20 protein-coding genes are annotated in these 25,569 nt (G+C 50.3%); 12 read left to right on the top strand and 8 right to left on the bottom strand.

Annotated features, from left to right (window positions below; translation table 11 throughout):
• Position 1: 1 nt before the first annotated feature.
• The 6 genes from ACN5NT_RS13950 to ACN5NT_RS13925 all read right to left on the bottom strand — a co-directional run bounded on the left by ACN5NT_RS13950 (position 2) and on the right by ACN5NT_RS13925 (position 7,702).
• The gene (locus ACN5NT_RS13950) at positions 2 to 850 is read right to left on the bottom strand and encodes a peptidyl-prolyl cis-trans isomerase (RefSeq protein ID WP_419175815.1); all 849 of its coding nucleotides are present in this window, start codon (positions 848 to 850) and stop codon (positions 2 to 4) included.
• A gap of 81 nt (positions 851 to 931) precedes the next feature.
• A complete protein-coding gene (locus ACN5NT_RS13945; protein WP_419175814.1) occupies positions 932 to 2,842 on the bottom strand; it encodes a DUF3604 domain-containing protein in 1,911 nt (636 codons plus the stop codon).
• A 45-nt stretch (positions 2,843 to 2,887) separates the two neighbouring features.
• Positions 2,888 to 4,798: a DUF3604 domain-containing protein gene (locus ACN5NT_RS13940; RefSeq protein WP_419175813.1), complete on the bottom strand. Its 1,911-nt coding sequence runs from the start codon at positions 4,796 to 4,798 to the stop codon at positions 2,888 to 2,890.
• Between the two features lie 318 nt (positions 4,799 to 5,116).
• A complete protein-coding gene (locus tag ACN5NT_RS13935; RefSeq protein ID WP_419175812.1) occupies positions 5,117 to 6,109 on the bottom strand; it encodes a serine/threonine protein kinase in 993 nt (330 codons plus the stop codon).
• Between the two features lie 4 nt (positions 6,110 to 6,113).
• Entirely contained in the window at positions 6,114 to 6,569 is a 456-nt protein-coding gene (locus ACN5NT_RS13930) for a universal stress protein (protein ID WP_136798966.1), read from the bottom strand.
• Positions 6,570 to 6,754: 185 nt separating this feature from the next.
• A complete protein-coding gene (locus ACN5NT_RS13925) occupies positions 6,755 to 7,702 on the bottom strand; it encodes a ketopantoate reductase family protein (RefSeq protein ID WP_419175811.1) in 948 nt (315 codons plus the stop codon).
• A 146-nt stretch (positions 7,703 to 7,848) separates the two neighbouring features.
• Between ACN5NT_RS13925 and ACN5NT_RS13920 the strand changes: the two genes are divergently transcribed.
• The 8 genes from ACN5NT_RS13920 to nikR all read left to right on the top strand — a co-directional run bounded on the left by ACN5NT_RS13920 (position 7,849) and on the right by nikR (position 16,426).
• Positions 7,849 to 8,739: a helix-turn-helix domain-containing protein gene (locus ACN5NT_RS13920; protein ID WP_419175810.1), complete on the top strand. Its 891-nt coding sequence runs from the start codon at positions 7,849 to 7,851 to the stop codon at positions 8,737 to 8,739.
• Between the two features lie 178 nt (positions 8,740 to 8,917).
• Positions 8,918 to 9,592, top strand: a complete 675-nt coding sequence (locus ACN5NT_RS13915; protein ID WP_136798963.1) for a 4Fe-4S binding protein — start codon at positions 8,918 to 8,920, stop codon at positions 9,590 to 9,592.
• A 239-nt stretch (positions 9,593 to 9,831) separates the two neighbouring features.
• Positions 9,832 to 10,653: an amino acid ABC transporter permease gene (locus ACN5NT_RS13910; protein WP_228721452.1), complete on the top strand. Its 822-nt coding sequence runs from the start codon at positions 9,832 to 9,834 to the stop codon at positions 10,651 to 10,653.
• Positions 10,654 to 10,732: 79 nt separating this feature from the next.
• The gene (locus tag ACN5NT_RS13905; RefSeq protein WP_419175809.1) at positions 10,733 to 11,563 is read left to right on the top strand and encodes a transporter substrate-binding domain-containing protein; all 831 of its coding nucleotides are present in this window, start codon (positions 10,733 to 10,735) and stop codon (positions 11,561 to 11,563) included.
• A gap of 344 nt (positions 11,564 to 11,907) precedes the next feature.
• Positions 11,908 to 12,792: an amino acid ABC transporter permease gene (locus tag ACN5NT_RS13900; protein WP_419175808.1), complete on the top strand. Its 885-nt coding sequence runs from the start codon at positions 11,908 to 11,910 to the stop codon at positions 12,790 to 12,792.
• 536 nt (positions 12,793 to 13,328) lie between these two features.
• On the top strand, positions 13,329 to 14,003 hold the full coding sequence (locus ACN5NT_RS13895; protein WP_167495857.1) for a DNA alkylation repair protein: 675 nt from the start codon (positions 13,329 to 13,331) through the stop codon (positions 14,001 to 14,003).
• Positions 14,004 to 14,444: 441 nt separating this feature from the next.
• Positions 14,445 to 15,827, top strand: coding sequence for an MFS transporter (locus tag ACN5NT_RS13890; RefSeq protein WP_136798959.1), 1,383 nt, complete (start codon positions 14,445 to 14,447; stop codon positions 15,825 to 15,827).
• Between the two features lie 188 nt (positions 15,828 to 16,015).
• Entirely contained in the window at positions 16,016 to 16,426 is a 411-nt protein-coding gene (gene nikR, locus ACN5NT_RS13885; RefSeq protein ID WP_136798958.1) for a nickel-responsive transcriptional regulator NikR, read from the top strand.
• Positions 16,427 to 16,667: 241 nt separating this feature from the next.
• Here nikR and ACN5NT_RS13880 read toward each other — a convergent pair whose 3' ends face one another.
• The gene (locus ACN5NT_RS13880) at positions 16,668 to 18,203 is read right to left on the bottom strand and encodes a bifunctional GNAT family N-acetyltransferase/carbon-nitrogen hydrolase family protein (protein ID WP_136798957.1); all 1,536 of its coding nucleotides are present in this window, start codon (positions 18,201 to 18,203) and stop codon (positions 16,668 to 16,670) included.
• 549 nt (positions 18,204 to 18,752) lie between these two features.
• Between ACN5NT_RS13880 and ACN5NT_RS13875 the strand changes: the two genes are divergently transcribed.
• The 4 genes from ACN5NT_RS13875 (at position 18,753) to ACN5NT_RS13860 (ending at position 24,109) form a co-directional block, all read left to right on the top strand.
• Positions 18,753 to 21,446: a glycosyltransferase family 39 protein gene (locus ACN5NT_RS13875; RefSeq protein ID WP_419175807.1), complete on the top strand. Its 2,694-nt coding sequence runs from the start codon at positions 18,753 to 18,755 to the stop codon at positions 21,444 to 21,446.
• On the top strand, positions 21,443 to 22,114 hold the full coding sequence (locus tag ACN5NT_RS13870) for a response regulator transcription factor (RefSeq protein ID WP_136798955.1): 672 nt from the start codon (positions 21,443 to 21,445) through the stop codon (positions 22,112 to 22,114). Before ACN5NT_RS13875 ends, ACN5NT_RS13870 begins: the two co-directional genes overlap by 4 nt.
• Before the next feature lie 5 nt (positions 22,115 to 22,119).
• Complete coding sequence (locus ACN5NT_RS13865; protein WP_136798954.1) at positions 22,120 to 23,520, top strand: sensor histidine kinase; 1,401 nt, start codon at positions 22,120 to 22,122, stop codon at positions 23,518 to 23,520.
• Between the two features lie 82 nt (positions 23,521 to 23,602).
• Complete coding sequence (locus ACN5NT_RS13860) at positions 23,603 to 24,109, top strand: GtrA family protein (protein WP_136798953.1); 507 nt, start codon at positions 23,603 to 23,605, stop codon at positions 24,107 to 24,109.
• Positions 24,110 to 24,241: 132 nt separating this feature from the next.
• Here the strand turns inward: ACN5NT_RS13860 and ACN5NT_RS13855 are convergent, their stop codons facing one another.
• Positions 24,242 to 24,580 (bottom strand): tRNA-binding protein, encoded by a 339-nt coding sequence (locus tag ACN5NT_RS13855; protein WP_136798952.1) that lies wholly within the window; start codon positions 24,578 to 24,580, stop codon positions 24,242 to 24,244.
• Positions 24,581 to 25,569 lie beyond the last annotated feature (989 nt).

Genomic DNA, 25,569 nt, shown 5'->3' with positions numbered 1-25,569 from the left:
ATTAATCCCTTACGCCATTGTCCCGGGAGACAACGATACTGTACTTATCCAACAGTGTGTCATAGGTCTGCTTCCTGACCTCCTGCCTCCGGGCAGACATCAGCTCCCGTTCAACCGCAGCTCGCACCTCCTTAAGTTCAGGGGCGTACGCCTCTTCTTTTTGCCGAACCAGGACCAGGTGCAGCCCATAACTCGAACGAACCGGCCCCTGCCATCTCCCCGTCTCCATGCCGGCAAGCTCTTTAGAAAAACCGGCCCCATACTGCCTGTCGATTACATTGGCGGAGGAGAGCGAGTAGATTCTGGGGAGCATGATAGCGTCACCATACATCCTCGGATCCGCCTGTTCCCCCTTCCGGTCAAGCTCTTCCAGCAGTCGCTGGATATCCGTATCAAGAGTGGTTCCGTGCTGGTCCGGATTGAGGTAGACATGGTTGAACGCCAGCCGCATCTCCTGCCTGAAGGCCTGCCGGTTCTCCTCAAGGTAGGCTTTCAACTCCTCATCTGTAGGCGGCACCGCCGTGGTGATGTCTTCGACCAGAAGTTCCATCTTCATGCGCAGCCTGCGCCGGATATAGGCATCGTCACGGTCAAGGCCCAGGGCAACCGCTTCCCGGTAGGCAATTTCGTCACGGACCTTTTCGTCAATAAGGCCGTCCAACTCCTCCCTGGAAGGCTGGCGCTGCCAGGTCCTGCTGAAACTCGCCTCCAGCGCTTTGATATCCCCACTGGAAACTCGAATAGTAAGATCTTCGTCTTCGCCTGCTGATCCAAAATATTCAAAGACGAGAAACAGCAGGCAGCCGATGGCAAAGAAATGCAACAACGGGTCGTTAAGAATTTTTTTCATAGATATCGGTATACATCAAACACCCAAAAAGCACAGCCCGGGAAACGAGCCGCGCTTCATTTTATTGACAGGCCACAGTTCTCAGGGGGCGTACCAGATGGGTGAGGTGTAGGCACGCTCCTGCACGGTCATGGGCACTTCGCTGTCCATCTCGACCCCGAAGCGCTTCGCCTCATAGGCTGTCCAGCGCGGGGTGGGTATCTCCAGCACCCTGGCATAATAGAAGGCTCTCTCAGCCGGATCGAAATCAGGATCGGTCCAGACCCCTATCAGCTCAGGCGCGCCAATGGAGTTGGTCCAGGTAGCGTTTTTCACATCCACCGTATTGCCCACGGCCGGAAGCTGGCCCTTCTCGTCCGGGGTGCGCTCACCCGACCAGACAACGTCATAGACTTTCTCCCTGGTCATCCCGTCGCTGTCCAGCCAGCCCTTGATGATCTGGATACGGTCGAGGTTGCCGCTATACGGATCTTTAAGTGCCGCAACCAGAAAACTGGGCGCCGCTGCTCCAGACGGGGCATTGCGCAGGTCCGCGCCCATCGGCACCCCTTTCCTGTAGCCGATATCCGCAGGCAGCCTGGAGAGGGTATCGCTGTCTTCAAAATCCCAGCCCCCGAAAAAACGGACCAGCATCCGGGAGCCGGTGGTGGCATAGGTCTCTTTTCTCATCATGGCGTCAAACAGGGCCTCCCGGGTATTCTCCCTGGCCCAGATTGCGGCGTAGCCTCCGGCCGCCTGTTGCCAGCCATAGATGGTGAACTGGGGATCGGGAGCCTCGATGACCACATGCTTCCACCGCTGGGGCTCCGGCTCCACACCGGAGTGCTTGCCAAAGAAATTCTCCTCCTCCACCGCCGCGAACGCGGTGTGGGCATCAGAGCTGCCGATCATACCGAACCTGAAAGGGTTGATTCCCAGTGAGTCTTCCAGCTTGAGCCCTGTTTTCAAGGCCTCGCGGGCATATTCCCACTGCAGCATCGACTCCTCCTTGGCCTCGGTGCCATTCAGGTTGGAGCGATCCCAGGTGTCGAAATCGGCAAACTCATCATCGGGGGAAAGCAGCGGGTGGGCCTCGCCGTCACCCTTGATCTGGGTGACCTCGACAAGAGGTTCGTAACGGCTGCGCAGCTCGGCAAGCTCTCTGGTCAGTGGCTTACCGTCAAAGGTTTCCACATTGAACATGCGGCCATTGCTCAGGTTGCCGTTATGGGGGATGGCCAGGACCTCGGCGCCGGTTTGCTGCTCAAAGCGCTGCAGTTCTGCCCAGAGATCCTCCGGGTTCTTACTGTCGTACTGGGAGAAGGGGACGGTCCTGTTGGCTGTGGCGCTATCCCCCCGGAAGATGACGTTTCGGTGCAGGTTATAGCCACCGATAGCTGTCCACTCATAACCGATAAGCGCGGTAAACCTGCCCGGTTCATTATATTTGTCCGCCAAGGCCGTGTAGCTGTTCCAGGCATTTCTGACCGCCCGCTCACTTTTAATCGGCTGCTCGTCTTCGGAGAGCGAAGCGACAATTTCCATGGCCGCGGCAAATGTTTTATCATAATCACCACTCTGGAGCATCTCGTACCAGCGTTGCCCCTTTTCGGTGGAGAGCACCTGCTGGTCTCCTTTCAGCAATTGCGGCATCAGCCCGTACATCTCGGCATGGTCGGATACCACCAGAAAATCCAGCGGCCTGGAGAGCTTGACCCGCAACCCATGGGTGGTGGTCACCTCCTCCCCCCGGGCAAAGCGAAAGGCTTCCTCCTGGCCGACCCGGCACATGGTGCCCGCATCAACGGAAACAGCGGTGTGAAGATGGGTGTCACCCCAGAACACCTGGGTCGGAAAGTCACGACCGACGTAGGGAGAATACTCCTTGGTGGAAAGAGCGTCGCCCACGCCTTTTTTGCTGGGTGACATCCCTGTGGAAGAGGCAAAGACTGTCCCGATCATACCAAGGACCAGGACAGCGGCCAGGGTGTGAGAGATCATCGAAGATTTCATTTGTGTTCCCCCTGGTAGTGGGAAATATATCGTGGCAGATATCCGTTACGGCGTGTACCAGATAGGCGACGTATAGGCGCGCTCCTGGGTTATCATCTCCGCCTCCGGCGGCATGGTTATTTCAAATCTCTTGGCCTCATACGCTGTCCAACGGGGTGTGGGGATCTCCAGGACCCGGGCGTAATAAAATGCCCTCTGGGCCGGATCAAAGTCAGGATCTGTCCAGACGGTTATCAGCTCTGGATCGCCGATGGTATTGGTCCAGGTCGCCTCTGCAACATTGACGGTATTACCCACCGGTGTCCGGCAGCGGCCATCTTCACCGATCTCGCGACCATCGGAAACGGCAACATCATACACCCGCTCTTGGGCCTTGCCGTCACTGCCGAGCCAGCCCTTGATGATCTGGATCCGATCGAGATTGCCGCTCATCGAATCTTTCAGGGCGGCAACAAGGAAAGTGGGCGACTTGCCGTCCGGTGTCATGGAGAGATCGCCGCCCATGGGAACCCCTTTTTGATAGCCGACATGGGCCGGCATGCGGGACAGGGCGTCCTGCTCGGTGAAATCCCAGCCACCAAAGAAGCGGACCACCAGCCTGGGACCGGTGGTGGCGTAGGTCTCCCGCCGCGCCATGGCATCGAAAATAGCCTGTCGGGTATTGCTGGTCGCCCAGACCCCGGCATAACCGGAGGCTGCCATCTGGTAGCCCATAATCTTCCCGTATTCCCCACCTAAGGTCACATGCATTGCCCGTTCCGGTGAGGGTTCCACCCCCGAGTGTTTGCCAAAAAAGTTATTTTCCTCCACTGCCGGCAGGGAGGTGTGCGAGTCGGTGGAACCGATCTGGCCATACTTATAGGGGTTCACCCCAAGCTGCTGGTCAAACTCAAGACCGCGTTTGAGTCCGGAACGAATGTATTCACCCACCAGCATTTCCTCGGTTTTGGCCTGGCTCATATCGAGATTTCCCAGATCCCAGGTCTCATAATCTGCAAATTCGTCGTCTGGTGAGAGAAACGGATGTGCCTCACCATCCCCCTTGATCTGGGTGGTCTCGTACAGCGGCTCCCACTTCTGTCTCAGTTCAGCGTAATTCCGGTCAAGGGGCTTGCCGGATAAGGTCTCCACGTCAAACATCAGCCCGTTGGACAGGTTGCCGTTGTGGGGAATGGCGAGCAGGTCACCGCCGGTCCGGTCTTCGTAAGACTGCATGGCATCCCAGAGTTTTTCAGGATCTGCACTGTCGGCGAGGGTAAAGGGCAGAGTCTGCCTGGCCTGGGCGGAGCCATCCCGGTACACTACCACCCGGTGCAGGTTGTTGCCCTTCACCAGCGAGGTCCACTCGTAACCGATAAAGGCGGTGAAGCGGCCCGGCTCATTGTATTGTTCCGCAGCATCGATGACATTTTGCCAGACCGGTTTCATTATTTTGGGATCATTGGTTTTCCAGGGGAACTTGCCCTGGGAGAACAGGGTTATGATCTCAAGGGCCGCATCCACGGCCGCCTGGCCGCCCTCATTTATCGCCTTATGCCAGCGCTTGCCCTCCTCTTTGTTCATCATTGCCGGATCACCTTTGGCGAACATATCAAAAAAGCCCATACCATCGGAGTGATCGGCGATGACCACAAAATCGAGCGGCTCTGCCAGTCTGGCCTTGAACCCTCCCGAAGCGACCACTTCGCCACCGCGGACAAAGCGGTAGGCCTCGTCCAGGCCCAACCTGTTGCCGAAGGTGCCGGCATCCATCGACAGCGAAGTATGCAGATGGGTATCACCAAAGAAAACCTGGGTCGGGTAGGCTCGATTAACATACGGGGAAAATTCCTTTTTCTCGAGCCTGGTGTTCTCTTTATCGAACATCGCCGAGGTGGTGGCGTATGCAGATGTTACGCCACCTATCAATATGGCGGAGAGCACAATACAATACCAGTTAGCCGACACCCCTTTCATTTCACTACCCTCCCTGAGGAAATGCAGTATTTGTCAGACAGCATACACCCGGCCCGGAAAGCGAATATTTAAAACCATAGCAGATAGTTACAAACAGCATGCGCCGACCGATTTCGGCAAGGGAGAAACGACCTGCCAGGAGCCTGACAGGCTCTTAGTCGTGCAACGTCACTGCTATCTAAAAGGATACCGAAATGGAACAACGGGGTCAACAACTGGCCAGGCCCCGGCGGTAGTATGGAAGCATGGATAGGCGAGGAAATGCATTACCGGCAGCAACATAGTCGTTTTGTTTCTTCAGTTCCTTTTTCCAATAGTTCAGGCCGATTTCCAGACCGTGTCCACCGCCCGGGCAAGATCATCACGGAACTCTTCTACGGTGTCATACATTACGTCCGTACCGGTGGCGAAAAAGAGCAGGATATCGTTGAGTGGTTCAGGGATATAGGAATAGATTTTCTTGAGGTTGAAGATCCGGTCCTGGGCGATCAGGGCCAGGTCTCCCTGTTCAAGGGTATCGAATACCCTCTGCCCAAATTGTGGGTTCTCCAACACCGCAGAAGGCCTGAAATTCTGTTGGCCAAGCAGAAAAAGCAGCACATTGCCCAGGCCAAACAGATCCATGGCATACGGGCGTTCGGGCAGGTAAAAATCGTAGTCAAAATCGATCCAGATGAAGTGCCCGTCCTGACGGTCCACGAAGATATGGTCGCGGCGGATATCCCCGTGCTTGAGGCCATGCCTATGCAGCAGGACGATACCTTCAACCGAGACCAGGAACCGCTCGAGCACACCGGACAGATGATTTTCAAAGTAATCGCGGTGATCGCTGCCCAACTGGTAGACCACCTTGTCCAGCCGCCTGCCATTGACGATCTCCAGAATTCGCACCAGGTTGCCCACCTCGTCCAGGGCCGCGTAGCCCTGCATAAACGAGGGATTGCGCCTGGTCAGTTCAATAACCTGGGCCTCCTTTTCCGGGCTGCGATAGCAGGTGACCTCCAGGCCGCCCAGCCTGATGGTATACCTCTCATGGAATACCAGCTTGACAATGTGCCGCTCGCCACTCTCAAGATCATATACCTTCGGTACCCACTGTTTAGGCTGTTCATCCACTCCGAAACGCCCTTCCCTGGTATAGCCGACGATCAGAAAATACCGGTCATCGACATGGATGACGTCGCCATAGTCGATATTGACAAAATCACTGGTATCAGCAAAAAGCCTTGGTTTTCTGCGCTGGGAACGAACCGCTACATGATTTTGCAGGCGCTCGAGAATATGGTGGGGGAAACCGCTCCAGTCGGCCATGGCTTCACCCAACTATCCAGGAGGTGAATTTTTTGCTGTGCCTTGCCAGGGCATTGGAGATGGAGCCAAACAGGAACTCCTCGGCCTTTGAAACCCCGCGCTTGCCGGCAACCACTGTGCCATAGTCGCCTTCATCCTGTATCTTGAGGACAACTTCACTGATGGTGCATTCCTCAGCCATGTGCACTTCGAAATCCAAAGACGATTTATCCACACCGGCAGCGACGAGTATCTCCTCGGCCTCCGCAAACATCTCACGGGCCCGGTTGGTACGCATCTCCAGATATCGATCAAGACGACCGCCCTCCGTATAATAATCCGGTGGTGGTTGGGGGTAGACATTGAGCACGCAGATTTCCACACCTTCAACAAGAGGGGCTATGTGGCTCAGGTAGATTACGGCTCGCCTGGAATTTTCACTGCCGTCCACAGCCAGCAAGAACTTCTTCCAGTTTCCCATTTAATCCCCTCCTTGATCTTTACAAATAATTTTCAAGCTCATCTTGTCCTTCGGCATTCAGTAAAGAATTGCTATTTTTTCTCAGGTCGAGGCGTAGGTCGAAAATTAAGCGGAGGCATATAATTAATATGTTCAGCATTATTTCTTTGCCCTACAACGAAGAGATGAAGAAAAATAGCTCTCTGCTAGAATTGCTCCATCCCAGGCCTCCACTTTTCGAGCAATTTTACCAGCTCCACCATGGTCTCATGGGTAGGCACCGTTATGCCACGCCTGGCTGCGAAGCGGCATATGGCACCATTCTGGGCATCAATCTCCGTTGGCCGGTCATTTAAAATATCCTGGAGCATTGATGAGAGATTGTTGGCACTCTTCTGGCACGCCTCAAAAAGCAGTTCATTAAGATCGTCGTACACAAGATCAATATCGTATGCCTCAGCAACCGCCCTCCCTTCGTCAACAAGGCGTTTCATCAGGGTGATCGACTCCATCTTGCTGGTAAGGCAGCCGTTTGGAACCTTGAGCAACGAAGAAAGAGGATTAATCGCCGAAAATACGATGACTTTACACCACAATCTGCCAATGATCCGCTGAGAGATTTTGGTCTCGATACCACACTGTTCAAAAACATTGGCGATTTTCTGAACCCGTTCGGTGACCTTGCCGTTCAATTCACCCAGATACGTTTTTCCCTCCCTGCCGTAACGCACTTTGGCCCCCCCGAGAGCAGTGCCGGATTTAAAGGTGAAACCAGCCAGAATATGCTCTTTGGGCACAACTTTTTCCATCAATTCGATATTGCCGAGTCCGGTCTGAATGCTGAGCAAAGGGCAGTTCGCATCGATAAGATGTGCCACTGACCTGGTGGCACATCTGCTATCGAACGACTTCACCATCAACATGACCAGATCGCACTCCTTTATAAGCATACCGTCCGTTACAGCACTTACCGGCACGGGTGTAACCTCATCAGGATCGTCCGTGGCACTCGCCACCACACCTATGCCCTGATCCCGCATAGCGCCGATCACCTGCTCATCGGTATCCAGGAGCGTCACTTCATTCTCCCCCCGCGCCAGATATGAACCAAAAAGTCTTCCAATTGCTCCACCACCAACAATCACTATTCTCATTGTTACTCCCTGAACTCTTTCCTATTCGGTAAATTCAGCGTAATTTATCCATGAATTTGACCCAGCAAATCCAGTTGGACTCCTGATTAAATTTTATAATCGGGAAGAGATGAAATCAAATCCAGTATGAAAACAGGCACAGAACCATGTCCATTGAGCTGAATATACCGCACATCGATTTTTGCAAAAAAAGAGCACAGGAACTGCAGATTGAAATTTTTTCTCTTGCCGGCCTGTTCAACCGCAGAGACAGGCTGGAGCACCCATTGGAAAAACCGCACAGGGTGAATTTTTACCAGATCCTGCTGATAACCAAGGGCCATGGCCAACACCACATCGATTTTCAACCATACCCGTATCAACCGGGTACACTGCTCATGGTCTCCAAGAATCAGGTTCACGCTTTTACAGTTCAACCTGAAGTGGACGGCCTGGTACTTCTCTTTACGGATACCTTCCTCGAAAAAAATATGACCCATGATGATGTCGTGTCACTGAACCGGCTGATGAACTACCATCTCCGCTCCCCACTTATAGAACCTGCCGCCACAGAACGGGAAGAAATAGCCAGCCTCATTGACCAGATGGTACGGGAATACCGCAACCCGGACCATTTCGCCAAAGAAGAAATTCTCAGGCTCCAACTGAAGCAGCTGCTGCTGAAGATCGAGCGCATTCAACACCGTGTTTCAACCCCACCCCAAAACCTGGAGTGGTTTACTACCTTTGAACTGTTCAGAACCCTTCTGGAGCAACACTTTTCCAGCACCAGGAATGTTGTCGACTATGCAGAAATGCTGGGCAAATCGACAAAACATCTTGGCAGAATATGCAAGGCCATGACAAACAGTACCGCAAAAGAATTTATCGACAGTTATACGGTCCTTGAAATTAAGAGGCACCTGGCCACCTCCTCTGAACCAATACAGGAACTCACCTACCAATGCGGTTTTGATGAAGCGACAAATTTTGTGAAGTTCTTCAAAAAACACACAGGGCAATCCCCGGCCCGATTCCGGAAAAATTTCACAAAATAAACATCTGTCTCATATTTACCATTTTCCTGCCCGCATCAACCTTTGCCGACTGACCTTTTACCATTACTCTCCAGCCCTGATAGCTCATGAGCATTTTGCCGAAATAAAGAAATATCTCATGAAACCTGAGCAGTAAACACGATACAGTAATCCATAATTCCAGCTTGAGGTTGTTACTATGAACATTCAGGGAATCTACCAACTCTTTGATCAAATCGGATCTCTTACATTCGCGACCGTCGAAAATGGTGAACCTCGTACCCGTATTGCCCATCTCTTCGCCCATGACAGTGAAGGCTTGTATTTCAGGACCATGACGGTCAAACCCTTTTACTCCCAGCTGGTTGAATCGGGTAAAGTGGCGATCTGCGGTATCTACCCGGTATCAGCTATTAGTCACGATGAACATGGTATGCCCTATTTTCAGCCGGGCTACACCATCAGTGTTTCAGGTAGTGTCAAGGAAATCAGCCTGGAGCAGCTCAAAGAAAAAGCTGCTGCAAACAGCATGTTTGAGCTTGGGGTCAAAGATATAGAGAAATATCCGGCAATGACCACCTTCTGCCTCTACCGTGCCGCTGGTGAGATTTATGATTTTGACTTTGCCATGGAAAAACGGGATCACAAACTTAAACGCACCCGCTTTACCTTCGGGGCTATGGAATACCCATTCAGGGGAGTACGCATCTCCGACGGATGCATCAACTGTGGGGAATGTTTTGAGAGGTGCTCGTTTAAGGCCATTTCGGAATCTGCCGGACAGTACCTCATCGACCCGACCCGCTGTGATGTGTGTGGAGATTGTTACACAGTCTGCCCGGCCAATGCCATTGAGGTTTTTAATAAAGACTAAAAACACCCTTTATTAAACAAATTCAGTGACTACTATGTCACCATGCTAGTCGTGATCAGATGCTGTACCACTCATTAGCGTGCAAACAGCTACCGAAGGTCTGGGGAATAGTCCAATCCCCAGACATGGCTGGCGAAATTGACGATGGTAATTCGTATCTATTTCATGTAGGATTCTGATAATTGAGAAAAAAATTCATTCCTACATAGTCTTCCCGCTCCTGAATTCATTGAATGTTCATGCAGAATCTTTCTAAATCGTCGCTCTATTTTAAGCAGATGCGGAGCATATTGCGCTCACCGCTCATTGACGTGATGCAGTTTCTGCTGCTGGTGTGGGGACTGTATTGGCTTGCCGCCATAAGCATAGACAATATCAGCTATAACTGGCAGTGGTACCAGATCCCCAAGTTCATCTACACATGGGACGAAAATGGTTTCTCCGCAGGGCCACTGCTCCAAGGGTTGCAAATTACCCTGAAAATTTCTGCTATTAGTCTGATTTTCTCTCTTGTCATAGGTCTGGTAACGGCCATCTTTCGACTTTCCTCCTCTCCTGTTGCCAGCACACTTGCCCGAATATACCTGGAAACCAGTCGCAATACCCCGCTGCTGATCCAGATATTTTTTATATATTTCGTACTTGGCCCTGTCCTTGGGCTTGAAAGAGTTCCCGCGGCAATCCTTGCCTTGAGCCTTTTTGAGGGAGCGTATGCCTCTGAGATTTTCCGTTCAGGCATTCTTTCGGTCTCAAAAGGCCAGTATGAGGCAGCCTACAGCCTTGGTCACAATAATTTCCAGACCTATCGTCATATCATTTTGCCCCAGGCTGTGCGAACCATGCTGCCGCCACTCACCAGTCAGACTATTTCGCTTATTAAAGATTCCGCCCTGGTCAGTACCATTGCCATTTACGACCTGACCATGCAGGCCCAGGCCCTTATCGCCGAAACATACCTGACTTTTGAGATCTGGTTCACCGTTGCCGCCATGTATCTGGTAATCACCGTGATTCTTTCAGTGGTGGTCACTGTCATGGAGCTGCGAATGAAGCTCTCATGATTTGATGTGTACGAGCTATTTCATAAAAAAACTGATGTTAAACCAATACATCCTAGAACCTTATTCTGGAGGAAATCAGATGAAGAGAACCACATTATCCGCTCTGGTACTCAGCCTGGCATTGCTGCTGTCCGTAAGTGGAACAGCTTTTGCTGCGTCCATCCAGCAGCAGTTAGCTCAAGACAGCACCATTGAGCAGGTCATGAAACGCGGCACTCTGCGTGTTGGCATGGACATCTTTCAGCCCTGGGCAATGAAAGATAAAAATGGCGAGTTGATCGGTTTTGAAATCGATGTAGCTAAGCGTTTAGCTGAGGATATGGGCGTGAAAGTGGAGTTCGTTCCCACCGCCTGGTCCGGAATCATCCCTGCGCTTTTGACCGGCAAGTTTGATGTTATCATCGGCGGCATGGGCATCACCCCGAAACGTGCCCTGAAGGTGAACTTCTCCATACCATACGATTATTCCGGCATGTCCATTGTTGCCCACAAGGAGCTGGCAGCAGGTTTCAACTCACTTGAGCAGTTCAACAGAAAGGATGTACAGATTGCTGTAAAACTTGGCACCACCGCTGCCGCTGCCGCCAAGAAATACCTGCCAAACGCCCAGCTCAGAATGTTTGATAACGAGCCCCAGGCATACCAGGAGCTGAGAAACGGTAAAGTTCATGCGGTTGTTGGCTCTGCACCTAAACCAGCCTATGAAGCGGTTGACTATGCGGACAGCCTGTTTCTGCCTCTTGCCGAAAACTTCACCAAAGAGCCCATCGGTTTTGCCATGCAAAAAGGCGACCCGGACACCCTCAACTATTTCAATAGCTGGATCACCGGTGTGAAAATGGAAGGTTGGCTTGAGGAGAAGCATCAGTATTGGTTTGGGACCAAAGATTGGTTAAGCCAGGTAGAATAGTTGCCAATTTCTTATGAACATTATGGCGATCACTATTTGATATAGGGTTAAGAACGCATAAGGCCTCAATGTACATGCAGCGGATCTCCATAATGTTCACCGAAAGTGCCCTGAAAGAAATGGTCTTGGGGTACAGTCCATGCAGCGCCATCTTCTTCAGTGTTTTGACTGCTCACATGGCAAACTCTAGTTTACAGTCAAAACTTCGAACCTGACGCTGCCTGAACTGAAAAGAAATTCGCACCTTCTGCCCAATTCCGCAGATCATTTTCACAAGCAACATAAGCCACCAATACCAATCAACAACCGACACCACCAACGGTTCAGCTGGAAAGACATTCCCCATGCAGCACGAAACACGAAAACTTACCCTGCTCGACTGGATAGCCATACTCATGGTTGTTGGTTTCGCCGGCTTTCTCGGCTACCGGTTGTTTTACGGGCTCAACTATAACTGGAACTGGTCGATCATCCCGACCTATATGTTCCGACTAGATCAGGAGACAGGCCGCTGGGGAGCCAATGTCCTGCTGGAAGGGCTTTTTACCACCATCAGGCTCAGCATCTGGGGAATGCTGCTGGCAACCGTGATGGGTGTGGCCATGGGGCTGATGCGTATTGCGAAAAGGTTGGTGTTTCGCCTTATCGGTACAAGCTATGTTGAGCTGATAAGGAATACCCCGCCTCTGGTCCTGGTCTTTATCTTCTATTATTTCGTCAGCGATCAGCTTTTACCACTCTTCGGCATCGAGGATTTTTACCGTGCCGCAGGCCCGGAGCTACAGGATAAACTCGCCTTTTTTACTGCTACTCCACAACTGATCACCCCGTTTCTCTCCGGAGTACTTACCATCGGGCTCTTCCAGGGAGCCTATATCACCGAAATCGTGCGGGCAGGAATCCAATCCATCGATACCGGCCAATGGGAGGCATCCAGCTCACAGGGACTCTCAAAATATCAGCAGATGCGCCATATCATCATGCCCCAGGCAACCCGCATTATGCTGCCACCACTGGCAAATGAATTTATCAACACCATCAAGTACTCGTCCATCGTCTCCATCATCTCGATACAGGAACTCACCTTTCAGGGCATGCAGGTAATGGCCTCCACCCAGGCTACCATCGAGGTGTGGCTGACTATCACAGCCATGTATCTGCTGGTATGCCTGAGCTTATCTCTTTTGGTGGGCAGGCTGGAGAAGAAAATGGAAACAGCCTATAAATAGTGCGCAGCGCACGATATACACCGAGCCTTTACCAAGCGACCTTAGAGGCTGTCCCGGTTAAAAATCCGGACAAGGTACAGAGACAAAAGGAATAAGAATGGACCAGACAATTATGGTGGGTGATACACCTGAAAAATTGAATAGTTCCCCTACCGGATTTCTATAGAGCATGAAGATTTTGCCAATTTCCGCACGTCATAATATCTGGGAGTACACCTTCCATTTACTCCATTGTAGCGTTGCCCGGTAAACGAATCTCCGACGGATAATTGGCTGGCAGCGATACAGTTACCTGATAGATATATCTCGTCAATCTGTTCGAATCGATCATTATAGTACCGTATCTCCACCTACTGACCATACGATGACGATGTGTCGGAAACCGATTTAATATCAATTGTGCCGTTGCTTGGCAAATACTGGCGTGGGCCGCCAGCTATCGAAGCCGCGCAGCCTGACAGTACACGTATGGAAACAGCCAGGAGGGAAACCTCATGGCTCGAATTGTCGCAACCGGGCAGTATAGAGGAAATCAGATGAACGTAATGCAAGAATTGGAGAAACTCTCCGACACTCAATACAAGAAGTTCAATACCAAAATTATTCCCACCCGACAAACAACCATCGGGGTACGTGTTCCCGCGTTACGAAAACTTGCCAAAAAGATCGCCAAAGGAGAGGCACTGACGTTTATCGAATCTGATAAGAATAATGTCTATGAACTGATATTGCTCGAAGGCATGACACTCTCCTATCTCGATAAAACGTTCTCAGAGCTTTTGCCCTTAACTGAGAGATTCCTCGATAAAGTTGACAACTGGGCACAGGTCGACTCAACCATCTGCGACTATAAAAATATCGCTCATGAAAAAGAGGTGGTTCTTGATATTGTCAGGCTCTGGCTGCAATCAGAGAAAGAGTTTTTTGTTCGCGCGGCACTTGTGATTCTTCTAGCCCATTATATGCAAAAGGAGAATCTCGAAACAATCTTCACCCTCTCCCAGGCCGTGACTCATCAGGGATATTATGTACATATGGCCAATGCGTGGCTTATTTCGGTATGCATGGCAAAATTCCCGGAAGATACGATACGATTCTTTAAAGACAACCGCCTTGATAATACAACCCACAACAAGGCTATACAAAAATCCCGCGAGAGTTTTCGGGTCTCAAAAGAACATAAGGAAGTTATTAACAGACTTAAAAGATAACTGGCTGCCCTGCGCTGCGAACAACAACAAAGATCAACGATAACAGGATATTATCGATCATCCCGTCCTATATGTTTCGGCTAGACCAGGAGACAGGCAAGAGGAACGAGGGTAGTGTTCAGAATTCTGTATCATCTTTCAATATGGTACGTTTCTACCTCAACAGTGAGGCGGGAGGTGAAAGCCGGCGTCGATCTGGCTATCTACAAAGACCAGCCTTCCCACCTCCCACCTCCCAACTCTCATCTCCCTCCACTCACCTCACACTACCCACCTTTTCAATTAAAAATTTCGTCAGTTACAACCATCATTCCAACAACATCCTCCCTTCTCCTCTAACATTGCTGATTTTTTCATGAAATCTCCCGGCTGAAAGATTATTGTAATTGCTGGACCGAAGTCGCAATAATATCAACAAATCACAGTTTGCACGGATCGATCATGGCCAATGGCTGTACAACAGGTTCTCCTTTTGCGCTCAAAAATATCAAGCTGTTCCTGGCTTTTCGGATTCTTTTCAATGCACGGTTCTATTACCCTGTTTTCACAATTCTTTTTCTTGACTACGGTCTGACAATTGAGCAATTCGCTCTGTTAAACACGGTCTGGGCCATAACCATCGTCGCCGCAGAAGTCCCTTCCGGCGCACTGGCTGATATTCTCGGCAGGAAAAAGCTCATTGTGACGACCTCGTTCCTGATGATCTTCGAACTTGGTGTGATCGCTTTCGTGCCGCTGCACAATATCACTTTGGTTTTTTACGCCTTCATGTTCAATCGCGTAATCAGCGGCTTAGCCGAAGCCATGGCCAGCGGTGCCGATGAGGCCCTGGCCTATGACACTCTCGCCAACAACAATATGCGCGATTGCTGGCCCAAAGTGCTGAGTCTTCAGATGCGCTTAAAAGCGCTGGTCGGGCTGCTTACTGCCACCACGGGCGCCCTGGTTTATGACCCGGCTGTAATCAACAGATTGCTCAGCTTGGTCGGTTCCACCGCCACCGTCACCCAGCAGGATTCCATGCGCTACCCGGTCTTTCTGACCCTGGTGCTGGCTTTTATGGCGACTGCTGTTTCCCTGATGTTCCACGACCCAGCCGAAAACTACCAGAAACATAACAGCCATGGCAGTTTCTCAAAAAACATGACCGAAGCCTTGAAGATTACGGGAAAGGCATGCGTCTGGATATTAAAGACTCCGTTCGCTACCGCGGTTATTCTCTGCGGTATGTTCTACGATCATGTGCTGAGACTGCTGATAACCATGACCAGTCAATACTTCCGGCTCATCCAGTTGCCCGAGGCAAGCTTCGGTCTGATCCTGGCGACCATGTCTTTACTTGGCCTGGTAGTCCCGAAAATCTGCGAGAAAATGGTCGAACGTTTCACCCCCACGCAAAACGTATTCTTCCTTTTTGGCTTCTCCATCGTCGGGCTCTTTCTGTTGTCGCTTTTCGTGCCTTATTTCGGTGTATTGCCGGTGGCTTTTGTCTCGATCGGACTGATGATGGTCAGTTTCTTTACCAGCCACTACCTGAACCGCGTCACCAGCTCTGACCAAAGAGCCACGGTACTCAGCTTCAAGGGGTTGGTGTTTAATCTGGGTTATGGCCTGATTGGTGTTTTCTTTGCCGTGTTGATGCAGCAGACACGGGCGCGCACCGGCGCTCATCACCCGGAATGGTCTGAGGAGATGGTTGAGGCCCAGAGCTTTATCTCCGCCGTGGGCTGGACACCGTGGTACACTCTCGCGCTCTTTGTCCTGCTGATATTCTTTTTGAGGCATAGCCTGAAAAACGTCTCCAACCATAAACGTCGCGGCTGAAAATCAGAAGAAATCTCAACCGATCACGCTAGGACTCTGCAACAAGATATGCTACAGTGTCGAGTTGTAGTAATTGTTCAGAGCCATACTCTCCAGGTGGTCTGCCCCTGAGAAAATCCCTGGCCTGAAGTTCTCACAAGAAAGAAGGTCCAACTGTTAATTCGTTGCCCTAAGGAGGGGTCGCCTCAATGCTGAAACGTTTTTCAATCTCCCTTGAAGACAATCTTCTCGAAATCTTTGATGAGCATATCAAGGCACGGAGTTACAGCAACCGCTCGGAGGCGATCAGGGATCTCATTCGCAAAGCCTTCGTGAAAACCGAGTGGGAGGAAGACAGACAGATAATGGGCGTCATCAGTCTGGTCTACGACCACCACCAGCATAAACTGCAGGAAAAGGTGACAGAGGTCCAACACGACTACCACCATCATATCGTCTCCACCACCCACGTGCACATGGATCACCACAACTGCCTGGAAGTTATTATCGTCAAGGGCAAGGCCAAAGAGGTACAGGATCTGGCCGACAGACTGATCTCCCTGCGCGGCGTACGTGACGGTAATCTGGCGATGAGCAGCACGGGGAAAGCACTGCATTGAAAACGTGAAGGGGCAGGTGTAAGGATTGAGGCGTATGACTTTTATGCTCTCAACCTTTTTAACAGGCTGCACAGTCTCTTTGGCATCAGTATACCTTGAGCTTCAATCAAGGAACCTCATGGGCCTAACCACTCATGCCCGCCCTTACCATCACGGCATTATTCCAAGCTTTCAGGCCGGTCCTGAGAGCCCTTGAATACTCTGGCAGGTCACCCTGTATGTAACCTGCCACAGGCTGATGTCATTCGTCTCCTATCCAGCGCAACTGATACAGGTCTGTTCGCCTGCTCAAGGCATTGCGGACACTGCCCTTGAATCGCAGTTCTTTAATAAGATCCAGATCGAGATCGGTAATGAGGGTGGTCTCGATACCCGGGGTGGCTTCCGAGGCAATGGCATCGTGGGGAAAGGAGAAATCCGACGGCGTGAAGATGGCCGACTGTGAATATTGTATGCCCATGGTCTCAACTTTCGGGATGTTGCCGACACTGCCGGAGATGGCAACAAAACATTCATTTTCAATAGCCCGGGCCTGGGCACAGCACCGCACTCGGAGATAACCGGTCTTGGTATCGGTCCAGAAAGGCACAAACAGCATTTTCATGCCATTGGCTGCCTGCAGCCGCGCCAGTTCAGGAAATTCCACATCGTAGCAAATTAATATACCTATCTTGCCGACATCGGTATCAAATACTTTGAGATCATGCCCGCCGGTGAATCCCCAGCTGCGGTCTTCATCCGGGGTGATATGCAGTTTCGACTGGTAATCCCAGGTACCATCGCGTCGGCAGAGATAACTGACGTTGTAGAGCTTGCCGTCGTCACGAATCTGCGGCACGCTGCCGGTGATGATATTAATATTGTAGCTCAGCGCCATCTCGGTCATGGCCTGCCGGAAGTCCTCCGTGTATCCGGCCAGCATCCGCATGGCCTCCATGGAATTGTTACCTTCATAGGTATGAATGAGCGGGGCGTTAAAGAGTTCTGGAAAGAGGACGATGTCCGACTTATAGTCGCTGACCGTATCAACAAAAAACTCAACCTGCTGCATGAAGTCGTCGAAGGAATCGAAGCGCCGCATCTGCCACTGCACCACGCCGATTCGGGCAATGGATTGGGTCCTGCCTATCAGTTTGGTCTTCTTTTGGTAGTAGATATTGATCCATTCGAGCAACACCGCATTACCCTTTGAGTGATGATCTTCCGGCCAATAATCGTCAAGCAGGTTTCTGACATGAAAGCCGTTGGACAGCTGGAAGGTAAGTACAGGATCGTAGATCTCCTGATTTTTGACCTTGATAATGTACTGCTGGGGTGTCATCTGCTCGGAGTATTTATGATAGCCCGGGATGCGGCCACCGATGAGGATTCCCTTGAGGTTCAGGTTCTCCGCCAGCTCCTTGCGGGCATCATAGAGCCGACGACCGAGTCGCAACCCCTGAAACTCTGGGTCAACGATAACTTCAATACCGTACAGGTAGTCTCCTTCCACATCATGGGTGGTATAGGTTCCATCGGCTGTAATCTGTTCGTAGGAATGATTGTCGCCGAAAACACTGAAGTCGATGATCAGGGAAAAAGCTACGGCCACAGGCGTACCATGATCTTCGATACACACCTGCCCCTCCGGGAACGTTTCGATCAACCTGGTAAATGTTTTTAGCGACCATGGCGGTGAAACACCCTTGTATACACGCCCGCTTATATCCCGAACTGCCTCATAGTCATCCAATTGCAGATGCCTGAGTTTCAATTTGTGCTCAATATCATGTGACATCGTTACAGCCTCCTCCCATCCAATCCGGGGAACATTGAAACATATGTGCGTATTCTCTAAACTCCGAAATCTTCGCGATTCATTCCATTTTCACTGCTGCTCTTGCATCTCCATACATGCAAAACCAGAATGAGGTAAAGTAAAATCTGCGTGGCTGGATTTTTTTATACCGAGAGCATACTATTAGTCCGAATTTGACAGGGGATAGGTCGGACGAACTGCGCGTTGGACGAACTTCACGTTCGACAAACTCGTTGGACGTAGGAGATGGGACGTTGGAGGTTTTAAAGCTTTAAAAGGCTGTTTAAAGGAAGCCTGTTGTAAGGTGAAAGCTGCCTATGTAATCACTGACCTCTTTTCATACCCCGGTTCGCCCTTGTTCTGATTCACCCCCTCTCCCTGGACATTCAAGGAATATCCTCATTTTTTGTTCTCCCCCCCTGCACGTTCTCTTCATCTTCCCTTCATTTACATCAACTACCCTAAGCCGGAAACCAGTTGCCCACTTAGTGGTAAATACCAAAATCAAATTTAAAGAGTGAAGATTGTATGCACACTTTTTCCATTATTATCCCAACACTGAACGAAGCCGGAAATATTGAGCCGCTGTTGCATCGCCTTGAAAAGCTGATGCAACAACAGGGCATGACACCGGAAATACTTTTCGTCGATGACGGCTCCAAAGACCATACCCGGCAAATAATTGAGGGGTACAGAGGAATTCTTGATGTTCGTCTCATCTGCCGTGATACGGAGCGAGGCCTGACCGGGGCAGTGGTACGAGGCGCCGAAGCCGCCAGCAACGACCTGATCGTGGTGATGGACGCAGACCTCAGTCACCCCCCGGAAGTTATCCCGGAGCTGATCGCACCCATCATGGCTGATGAGTGTGAGATGTGTATCGGCAGCCGCTATACCGCCGGTGGCGCAACGCCAGGATGGCCGCAGTACCGGCAAGCCGCCTCACAACTGGCATCCCTACCGGCCAGGATTTTAACAGGGGTCAGGGACCCGTTAGCCGGTTTTTTCGCAGTTCACAAAAGGTATATCACCGCGGTTACCAATGATCTTTCCGGGTTCAAGATCGGCCTGGAAATACTAGCCGGCAGCAAACAGCCTCCCAGGGTTCAGGAAGTTCCCATAGTATTTCAAGACCGCTTCAGTGGCAGCTCCAAGATGAACTATTCAATACTCGGTCAATACCTGTCGCAACTGTCACGCCTTACTGCAGGCAGAATAGAGCCCCGGAAAACTTTGCCGCTCCTGCTCCTGGTGCTCTCTTTGGGACTCTGTGATCTCTTTCTGTCCGGTTTTATGTCCCGACACGGGTATCAGCAGACGACCGCCAGCTTTATCAGCCTGTTCATCACCGCCCATTGCTGCTATTTCATTCTTCCCTTTACGGCCGATTCCGGAGTTTACAAAGCCCAAAACACCAACGGTCCCAACTACCTGACCTTTTTGTCGGTACTGTTGCTGGGATTGTTTCTTCGCGACGGAGTCCTGGCCCTACCGCTGTTCCAGGCTGAGACCACGGCCATGGTAACACAATATCTCTGCACACTATGCTGCCTCACAGCAGCGGTTATCCTGAGCAGAACCAGCTTGCAACCACTCCGGAACCGCCCTGCCTACTGGCGCTGGTTTGGCGGCAGCCTGATCCTCTACACTGTGATAATTCGTCTGGTATATCTCGGTGACATCGAACTCCTGCAGGAAGAGGCCTACTACTGGAATTATGCGCAACATATGGCACCGGGCTACCTCGATCATCCACCAATGGTCGCCCTGTTGATCCGGGGAGGGACATTGCTGTTCGGCAACAGCGAACTGGGAGTGAGGTTCCTCACCTTCCTGTGCTGGTTCGTCACCGCCTTTTTCACCTTTCGGCTCAGCACCAGAATGTTTGAAGAAGAGACTGCGTTCAGAGCTGTGCTGCTGGTCGCCGTGTTGCCGATTTTCTTTTGCACCGGCCTGCTCAGCACTCCGGACGCACCCTTGATCGCCTGCTGGGCCGGCGCCTTGTATTATCTCTATCTCGCCCTTGTCCAGAACCGCGAAAAAGCCTGGTATGGCGCTGGAATCTTTCTTGGCCTCGGCCTGGCCTCCAAATACACCATCGCCCTTCTTGCTCCGGCCATCATTCTCTTCATGCTGGCTGACTCCTCGGCCAGAAGGTATTTTCTCCGCCCTCAACCATACCTCGCCGCCCTTCTCGCCCTCAGCATTTTTTCACCGGTCATCTGGTGGAATTCCCAGCACGAATGGGCTTCTTTTCTTTTCCAAAGCCAGGAACGTCTTCAGGCATCGTCAGAATTTTCCACTCATGAACTGCTGGCGAGTATTTTGTTACTGCTCACCCCCACAGGATTTCTGGCGGTGCTCTCCGCCTGGGGTGATTGGTTTTCCAAAGGTCAAACGAGCATCCACCTTAACAACAAATTCAACAGACAACGTCTTTTTGGATTGACAATGCTTCTGGTTCCATTATCAATCTTCATTCTGGTAAGCATTACCAAGGAAGTAAAAGTGAACTGGACCGGCCCCCTGTGGCTGTCGGTAATCCCTTTTATGGCCTCGGCCATGTTCAGTCGCAACACCAAGTTCAACAGAGCTGTTGCTGGAATGTGGCCAAAAACTCTTATCATAATGGTGCTGTGCTATGGTGGACTGCTCCATTACAGCGCAATCGGCATTCCTGGTGTTCCCTTCCGCAATGTGGCCTTTCTCTTTGGCTGGGATGACCTTGCCCGGCAGGTCGATGAACAGGTACTGAAAGTATCTGAACAACAAGGACACAAACCGTTGGTGGTCGGCATGGATCACTACCAGATTGCCAGCGGGCTGGCCTTCTATCGAAGCAAGCCCCTTCCGGAGGCCGATGTCGCTGAATCTGTCGCTGAAACAACAGGACGCCAGATATTTGGCAGTGGCGCATTGATGTATAACTATTGGCATCCGCCGACCATGGCCGACAACAAGGACATCCTGGCAGTTGCCCATAAAAAGGATATGCTGGCGGAAAACAGGTTCACCAACAAATGTGAAAAAGTAGGCGCTATCCAGGAACTGGTCGTGGAAAAACAGGGTAAACCCGCGGGGCATTATTATTATCGCCTGCTATCCGGGTACAACTGGGATTCAACAGAAAGCCATTCGCAACTCACCCGTGTGGAAACAAACTCATTGGCCATTCAGAAAGATCTGACCATGGTAAATGAGATAGGAAACAACCTGTTATGAACATCCTGATTATAGACGACGAACCGGATCTCCTCGAACGGCTGGCCAGCGTCCTGAACAAAGAACATTACAAGGTGACGACCGCTTCAGACGGGGCTAAAGGACTGGATAAGGTTTGGGATGACAACTATGACCTGATCCTCCTTGATATCATGCTGCCACATATCGATGGTCTGCAAATCCTCAGGGAGGTTCGGGCTGCCGGCATTGCCACCCCCATCCTGATGCTGACAGCCAAGGGTGACATCGATGATAAAGTTCACGGCCTGAATCTTGGCGCCGATGATTATCTGGCCAAACCCTTTTCACTCGCTGAACTGCTTGCACGGGTCAGGGCGTTGCTCAGGCGCGGCAGTGCCTCGAGCTCAACCATCGAGGCCGGCCATGTGCAGTTGAATACAGTCAGCCGGGAAGTGCAGATAAACGGTAGTCCGGTCAGTCTCACTTCCAAGGAATTTGCCATACTCGAATTCCTGCTCCACAACAAAAACAGAGCCGTCTCACGTTTTACACTTGCAGAACATGTCTGGGGCGACGATTTCGACTCTTTCAGCATGTCCAACTTCATTGATGTACACATAAAAAATCTCAGAAAGAAGCTTACAGCAGACAATATGCCGCAGCTCATTGTCACAGTGCGCGGTTTCGGTTATCGACTGGAAGGGTAGCGTACATGAAGGTCAGGACTAAGTTTACAGCGCTTATATCGCTGGCGTCGTTTATTTGTGTGATGTTTTTCTCAAGCCACTTTTATCGCGAAATACGAGAAGAAATTTATGAAATGCTCGATTACGAGCTGGCAGACATTGCAGAACTTCTTTTTTCAAAATTGCACTACGATGAGAATGGCACACTCTTTCTGCAATCGGAGGGGGATCTGGAACTTCTTAATCATGGCTACTGGCTGAAAATAGACAGTGATATCAGTGGCACACTTTTTCGCAGTAAATTCGCCAAACTTACCGAGCTTCCTCCTGCCGATACTGATAAGGCATATTTTGTTACCCGAACAGTCCCCATTGAACATTTTCAAATTCCCCTTGATGAGGCAGATGATATTTCCGGAGATCAAATAAATTTTCGTGTCCGGATGTTCCGTCATGAAATCGGCAAGGAAACAATCACCGTTCATATCGCCAAACCGGTACTGCTCTGGGATGCCGAGTTAGGTGAGATACTGTACGGCCTGATCGGTTCATTGCTGCTGACAGTATTGCTTATTATTGCCACAGCGTATTTTGTGGCTGGCAGACTGCTGCACCCGATCTCGATCATCAATCGCAGGATTACGCGGATCAGGGAAAGCTCACTCGATGAGCGCATCCCGCTGGGCAAAAGCAGAGACGAGCTCTATGAACTTTCAGCCTCACTCAATTCAATGTTTGATCGGCTGGAACATTCCTTCAACCGGCAAAAAGACTTTGTGGGAAATGCAGCCCACGAAATGAAAAGCCCGCTGACCATTCTCATGCTTGGCCACGAAGAAATGCTGGCGGGAGACCTCGAAAAAGACGCCAGGGCCAACCTTGAAAAACAGCTCTATTGCATGCAGCGACTCAACAAACTGATTCGTGATCTGCTCAATATTGCCAGGCTGGAACAACGGGATACAGTGCATCGGGAACATGTTGATATACCGCAACTGATCACAGCAATTCTCGAAGATTACCGAGAGGTGATACGTGAAAAAAATATAACCGTAACCACCTCGCTCCCTCAGCTTACAGTCAAGGTTGATCAGGAGAAATTCTTACGTCTTTTCATCAACCTGATCGACAATGCAATAAAGTACAATCATGACAGGAATGGCACCTTACAGATCCTCGGCAAGAAAAGTAAGGGCTCTTTGGTCATATCCTTAAGCAACAGTGGTCCTGTCATACCACCAGCCGACATCCCGAATATATTCAAACAGTTTTACCGTGTGGAAAAATCCCGTTCCCAGGCCTATGGAGGCAGTGGTCTCGGCCTGACCATCGCCCAGCGAATCATGGAAATGCACAGCGGTACCATTACGGTTACAAGCGACCAGAAGCAGACAACCTTTACCATAACATTTCCGGATGGCGGTTGAGCACCAGGCCTGACCTACTGACACAACTTTGAACAGCCACCAGTTAATGAATAAACGATAAGGAAATGTTCGGAATTTTACTATGAAAGTACACCGTCAACACCAGCCCATTTACCTCTCAACCCAAAAGCTCCGTCTCTCATTCAGCAGTTACCTGAAAAGTGATTTCATAAAGTTTGCTGCAGTCGGCGTGATCGGCACACTTCTCAATCTGGTCATTATGGCTGCAATGGTCGAAGTTTTCACCGTGAGCCACCTGTATGCTTCGGCAATCGCCACTGAAATCAGCATTATTCACAATTTCTTACTGAACAATTACTGGACCTTCGGCGCACGAAACCACAACGGATCATTGCTCAGGAGATTCGTCCATTTCAATACCCTCTCGCTGGGAACGCTGGTGGTGAACGTCTACGTCTCACTTTTTTTCGCGGATGCCGGCACCCATTATCTGCTTGCCCAGAGCAGCGGAATACTCTCCGCTTTTGCCATAAATTATCTGGTAAATAATTACCTTATCTTCAGCAATGAAGAAGGAGGGGCAAAACAGGAAAGAGCGGGTAAAACGAGGCTCGACATTCCTGCTTGAGATTGGATGATATCCGTGTTCATCATCCTGAGCTGCCTATGCCGCGCAGGAAGATGAACACAGAGTAAATCGACAGGTTTTCTTTCTAGCTCCTTACTCCCCTGAAACCCTTCAGAAACCGCAGAAAAGAAGTTACAGCAACTTCGCCCCCAGTGGCACCTCCCCATCCGGAGTACAGAGCAGCACGTTGCCGTTTGCATCATAAAAGCCGGTGGTCAAACACTCGGACATGAACGGACCGATCTGCTTTTTCGGGAAATTCACCACCCCCACCACCAGCCTGCCAACCAGTTCGTCGGCGGCGTAATGTTCGGTAATCTGGGCGCTCGATTTCCTGATGCCGATCTCCTCGCCAAAATCTATCTGCAGTTTATAGGCTGGTTTTCTCGCCTCGGCAAACACCTCCGCCTCGATAATCCTGCCAACCCTCAACTCCACTTTTTCAAAATCGCTCCAGCTGATCTGTTCCATAATGAGTATCCTTTCCGTTTCTCCAATTCTATTGTTCAGATGTTCAAGAATGAAATATGAACTTTAATACCTTCCAGATTCTGATCATTAACCAGGTCATAATATCGACGCCAACCTAACCCTCGGTCGGTGTCGTTCCAATTTCCTAACACAACCCTAATGAATTTCAGTTAGTGGCTACCCCAGGCAACAAGCTAAAGAATGAATATTCACATTAACGACTTATGCTCCAATATTATTTTCATTAACCAAGAGTTTACAAAATACAGATAAACCTTGTCTTGAACAAAATTGACCACCCACTTCAAAAATCTAATTTCAGCCCATTCAGGGAACTCCAATTTTAGTAACTGTAATAAACCAAAAACCGGCAATCCCAACGGAATCAATGAATGAGCAATATCCAACTATGAGTTTTGCCTTTTGTTTACCCAGCGACCACAAATGAATTCGTGTTAGAAATAATTATTCATGCTATTTCAGCATATTATGCAAAGATAAAGCTAGTTCTAAATTTTATCATCCTGAATGCACTAAAAATACGGCAAAAATCAAAACAGCGCCTCCTGTAGCTGTAGTATGTTGCAGGATATACTTTCCGTCCTATATGAACATAATCAGCTAACATGTAAGCCTAAATTAACGGAATGCATTTGCTTGGTTAAAGAGAAAGATGGGACTGAAGGTTCGCATCTTAAGTAATCGATAGGCATACATGGAAAGCTTTATGAAATCGGGAACACCTCATCGAGAGAACGTGGGCCGGCACCGAAATACTGCTGGTTCTTGGAAATATATTGCAACCATTTTTCCTCTCTATTGGTCAATCATAGTTGCAACGTGCACTTTAGGAGAGAATTGATGATCAGGATTATTATCATTCCATTTTACACCAATAGAAATAAACAGGTTTGGTGAATTCAAATTGCAAGTGCACCACGCACCTCTTTCCAGAACACTTCATATGGAGTCTGGTAATTGAGACATTT

The organism is Desulfosediminicola sp. (genome assembly GCF_048381775.1).
In the GTDB taxonomy this organism is placed as follows: domain Bacteria; phylum Desulfobacterota; class Desulfobulbia; order Desulfobulbales; family Desulfocapsaceae; genus Desulfopila; species Desulfopila ganghwensis.
Note: the sequence above shows the minus strand (reverse complement) of the source record. Positions and strands in the feature narration are given on the sequence as shown.

Coding starts and splice junctions, on each gene's coding strand:
- ACN5NT_RS13905 (WP_419175809.1), top strand. CDS start 10,733: ATGAAGAGAACCACATTATCCGCTCTGGTACTCAGCCTGGCATTGCTG.
- ACN5NT_RS13865 (WP_136798954.1), top strand. CDS start 22,120: ATGAAGGTCAGGACTAAGTTTACAGCGCTTATATCGCTGGCGTCGTTT.
- ACN5NT_RS13900 (WP_419175808.1), top strand. CDS start 11,908: ATGCAGCACGAAACACGAAAACTTACCCTGCTCGACTGGATAGCCATA.
- ACN5NT_RS13945 (WP_419175814.1), bottom strand. CDS start 2,842: ATGAAATCTTCGATGATCTCTCACACCCTGGCCGCTGTCCTGGTCCTT.
- ACN5NT_RS13940 (WP_419175813.1), bottom strand. CDS start 4,798: ATGAAAGGGGTGTCGGCTAACTGGTATTGTATTGTGCTCTCCGCCATA.
- ACN5NT_RS13950 (WP_419175815.1), bottom strand. CDS start 850: ATGAAAAAAATTCTTAACGACCCGTTGTTGCATTTCTTTGCCATCGGC.
- ACN5NT_RS13925 (WP_419175811.1), bottom strand. CDS start 7,702: ATGAGAATAGTGATTGTTGGTGGTGGAGCAATTGGAAGACTTTTTGGT.
- ACN5NT_RS13890 (WP_136798959.1), top strand. CDS start 14,445: ATGGCCAATGGCTGTACAACAGGTTCTCCTTTTGCGCTCAAAAATATC.
- ACN5NT_RS13920 (WP_419175810.1), top strand. CDS start 7,849: ATGTCCATTGAGCTGAATATACCGCACATCGATTTTTGCAAAAAAAGA.
- ACN5NT_RS13915 (WP_136798963.1), top strand. CDS start 8,918: ATGAACATTCAGGGAATCTACCAACTCTTTGATCAAATCGGATCTCTT.
- ACN5NT_RS13855 (WP_136798952.1), bottom strand. CDS start 24,580: ATGGAACAGATCAGCTGGAGCGATTTTGAAAAAGTGGAGTTGAGGGTT.
- ACN5NT_RS13875 (WP_419175807.1), top strand. CDS start 18,753: ATGCACACTTTTTCCATTATTATCCCAACACTGAACGAAGCCGGAAAT.
- nikR (WP_136798958.1), top strand. CDS start 16,016: ATGCTGAAACGTTTTTCAATCTCCCTTGAAGACAATCTTCTCGAAATC.
- ACN5NT_RS13860 (WP_136798953.1), top strand. CDS start 23,603: ATGAAAGTACACCGTCAACACCAGCCCATTTACCTCTCAACCCAAAAG.
- ACN5NT_RS13880 (WP_136798957.1), bottom strand. CDS start 18,203: ATGTCACATGATATTGAGCACAAATTGAAACTCAGGCATCTGCAATTG.
- ACN5NT_RS13895 (WP_167495857.1), top strand. CDS start 13,329: ATGAACGTAATGCAAGAATTGGAGAAACTCTCCGACACTCAATACAAG.
- ACN5NT_RS13870 (WP_136798955.1), top strand. CDS start 21,443: ATGAACATCCTGATTATAGACGACGAACCGGATCTCCTCGAACGGCTG.
- ACN5NT_RS13910 (WP_228721452.1), top strand. CDS start 9,832: ATGCAGAATCTTTCTAAATCGTCGCTCTATTTTAAGCAGATGCGGAGC.
- ACN5NT_RS13935 (WP_419175812.1), bottom strand. CDS start 6,109: ATGGCCGACTGGAGCGGTTTCCCCCACCATATTCTCGAGCGCCTGCAA.
- ACN5NT_RS13930 (WP_136798966.1), bottom strand. CDS start 6,569: ATGGGAAACTGGAAGAAGTTCTTGCTGGCTGTGGACGGCAGTGAAAAT.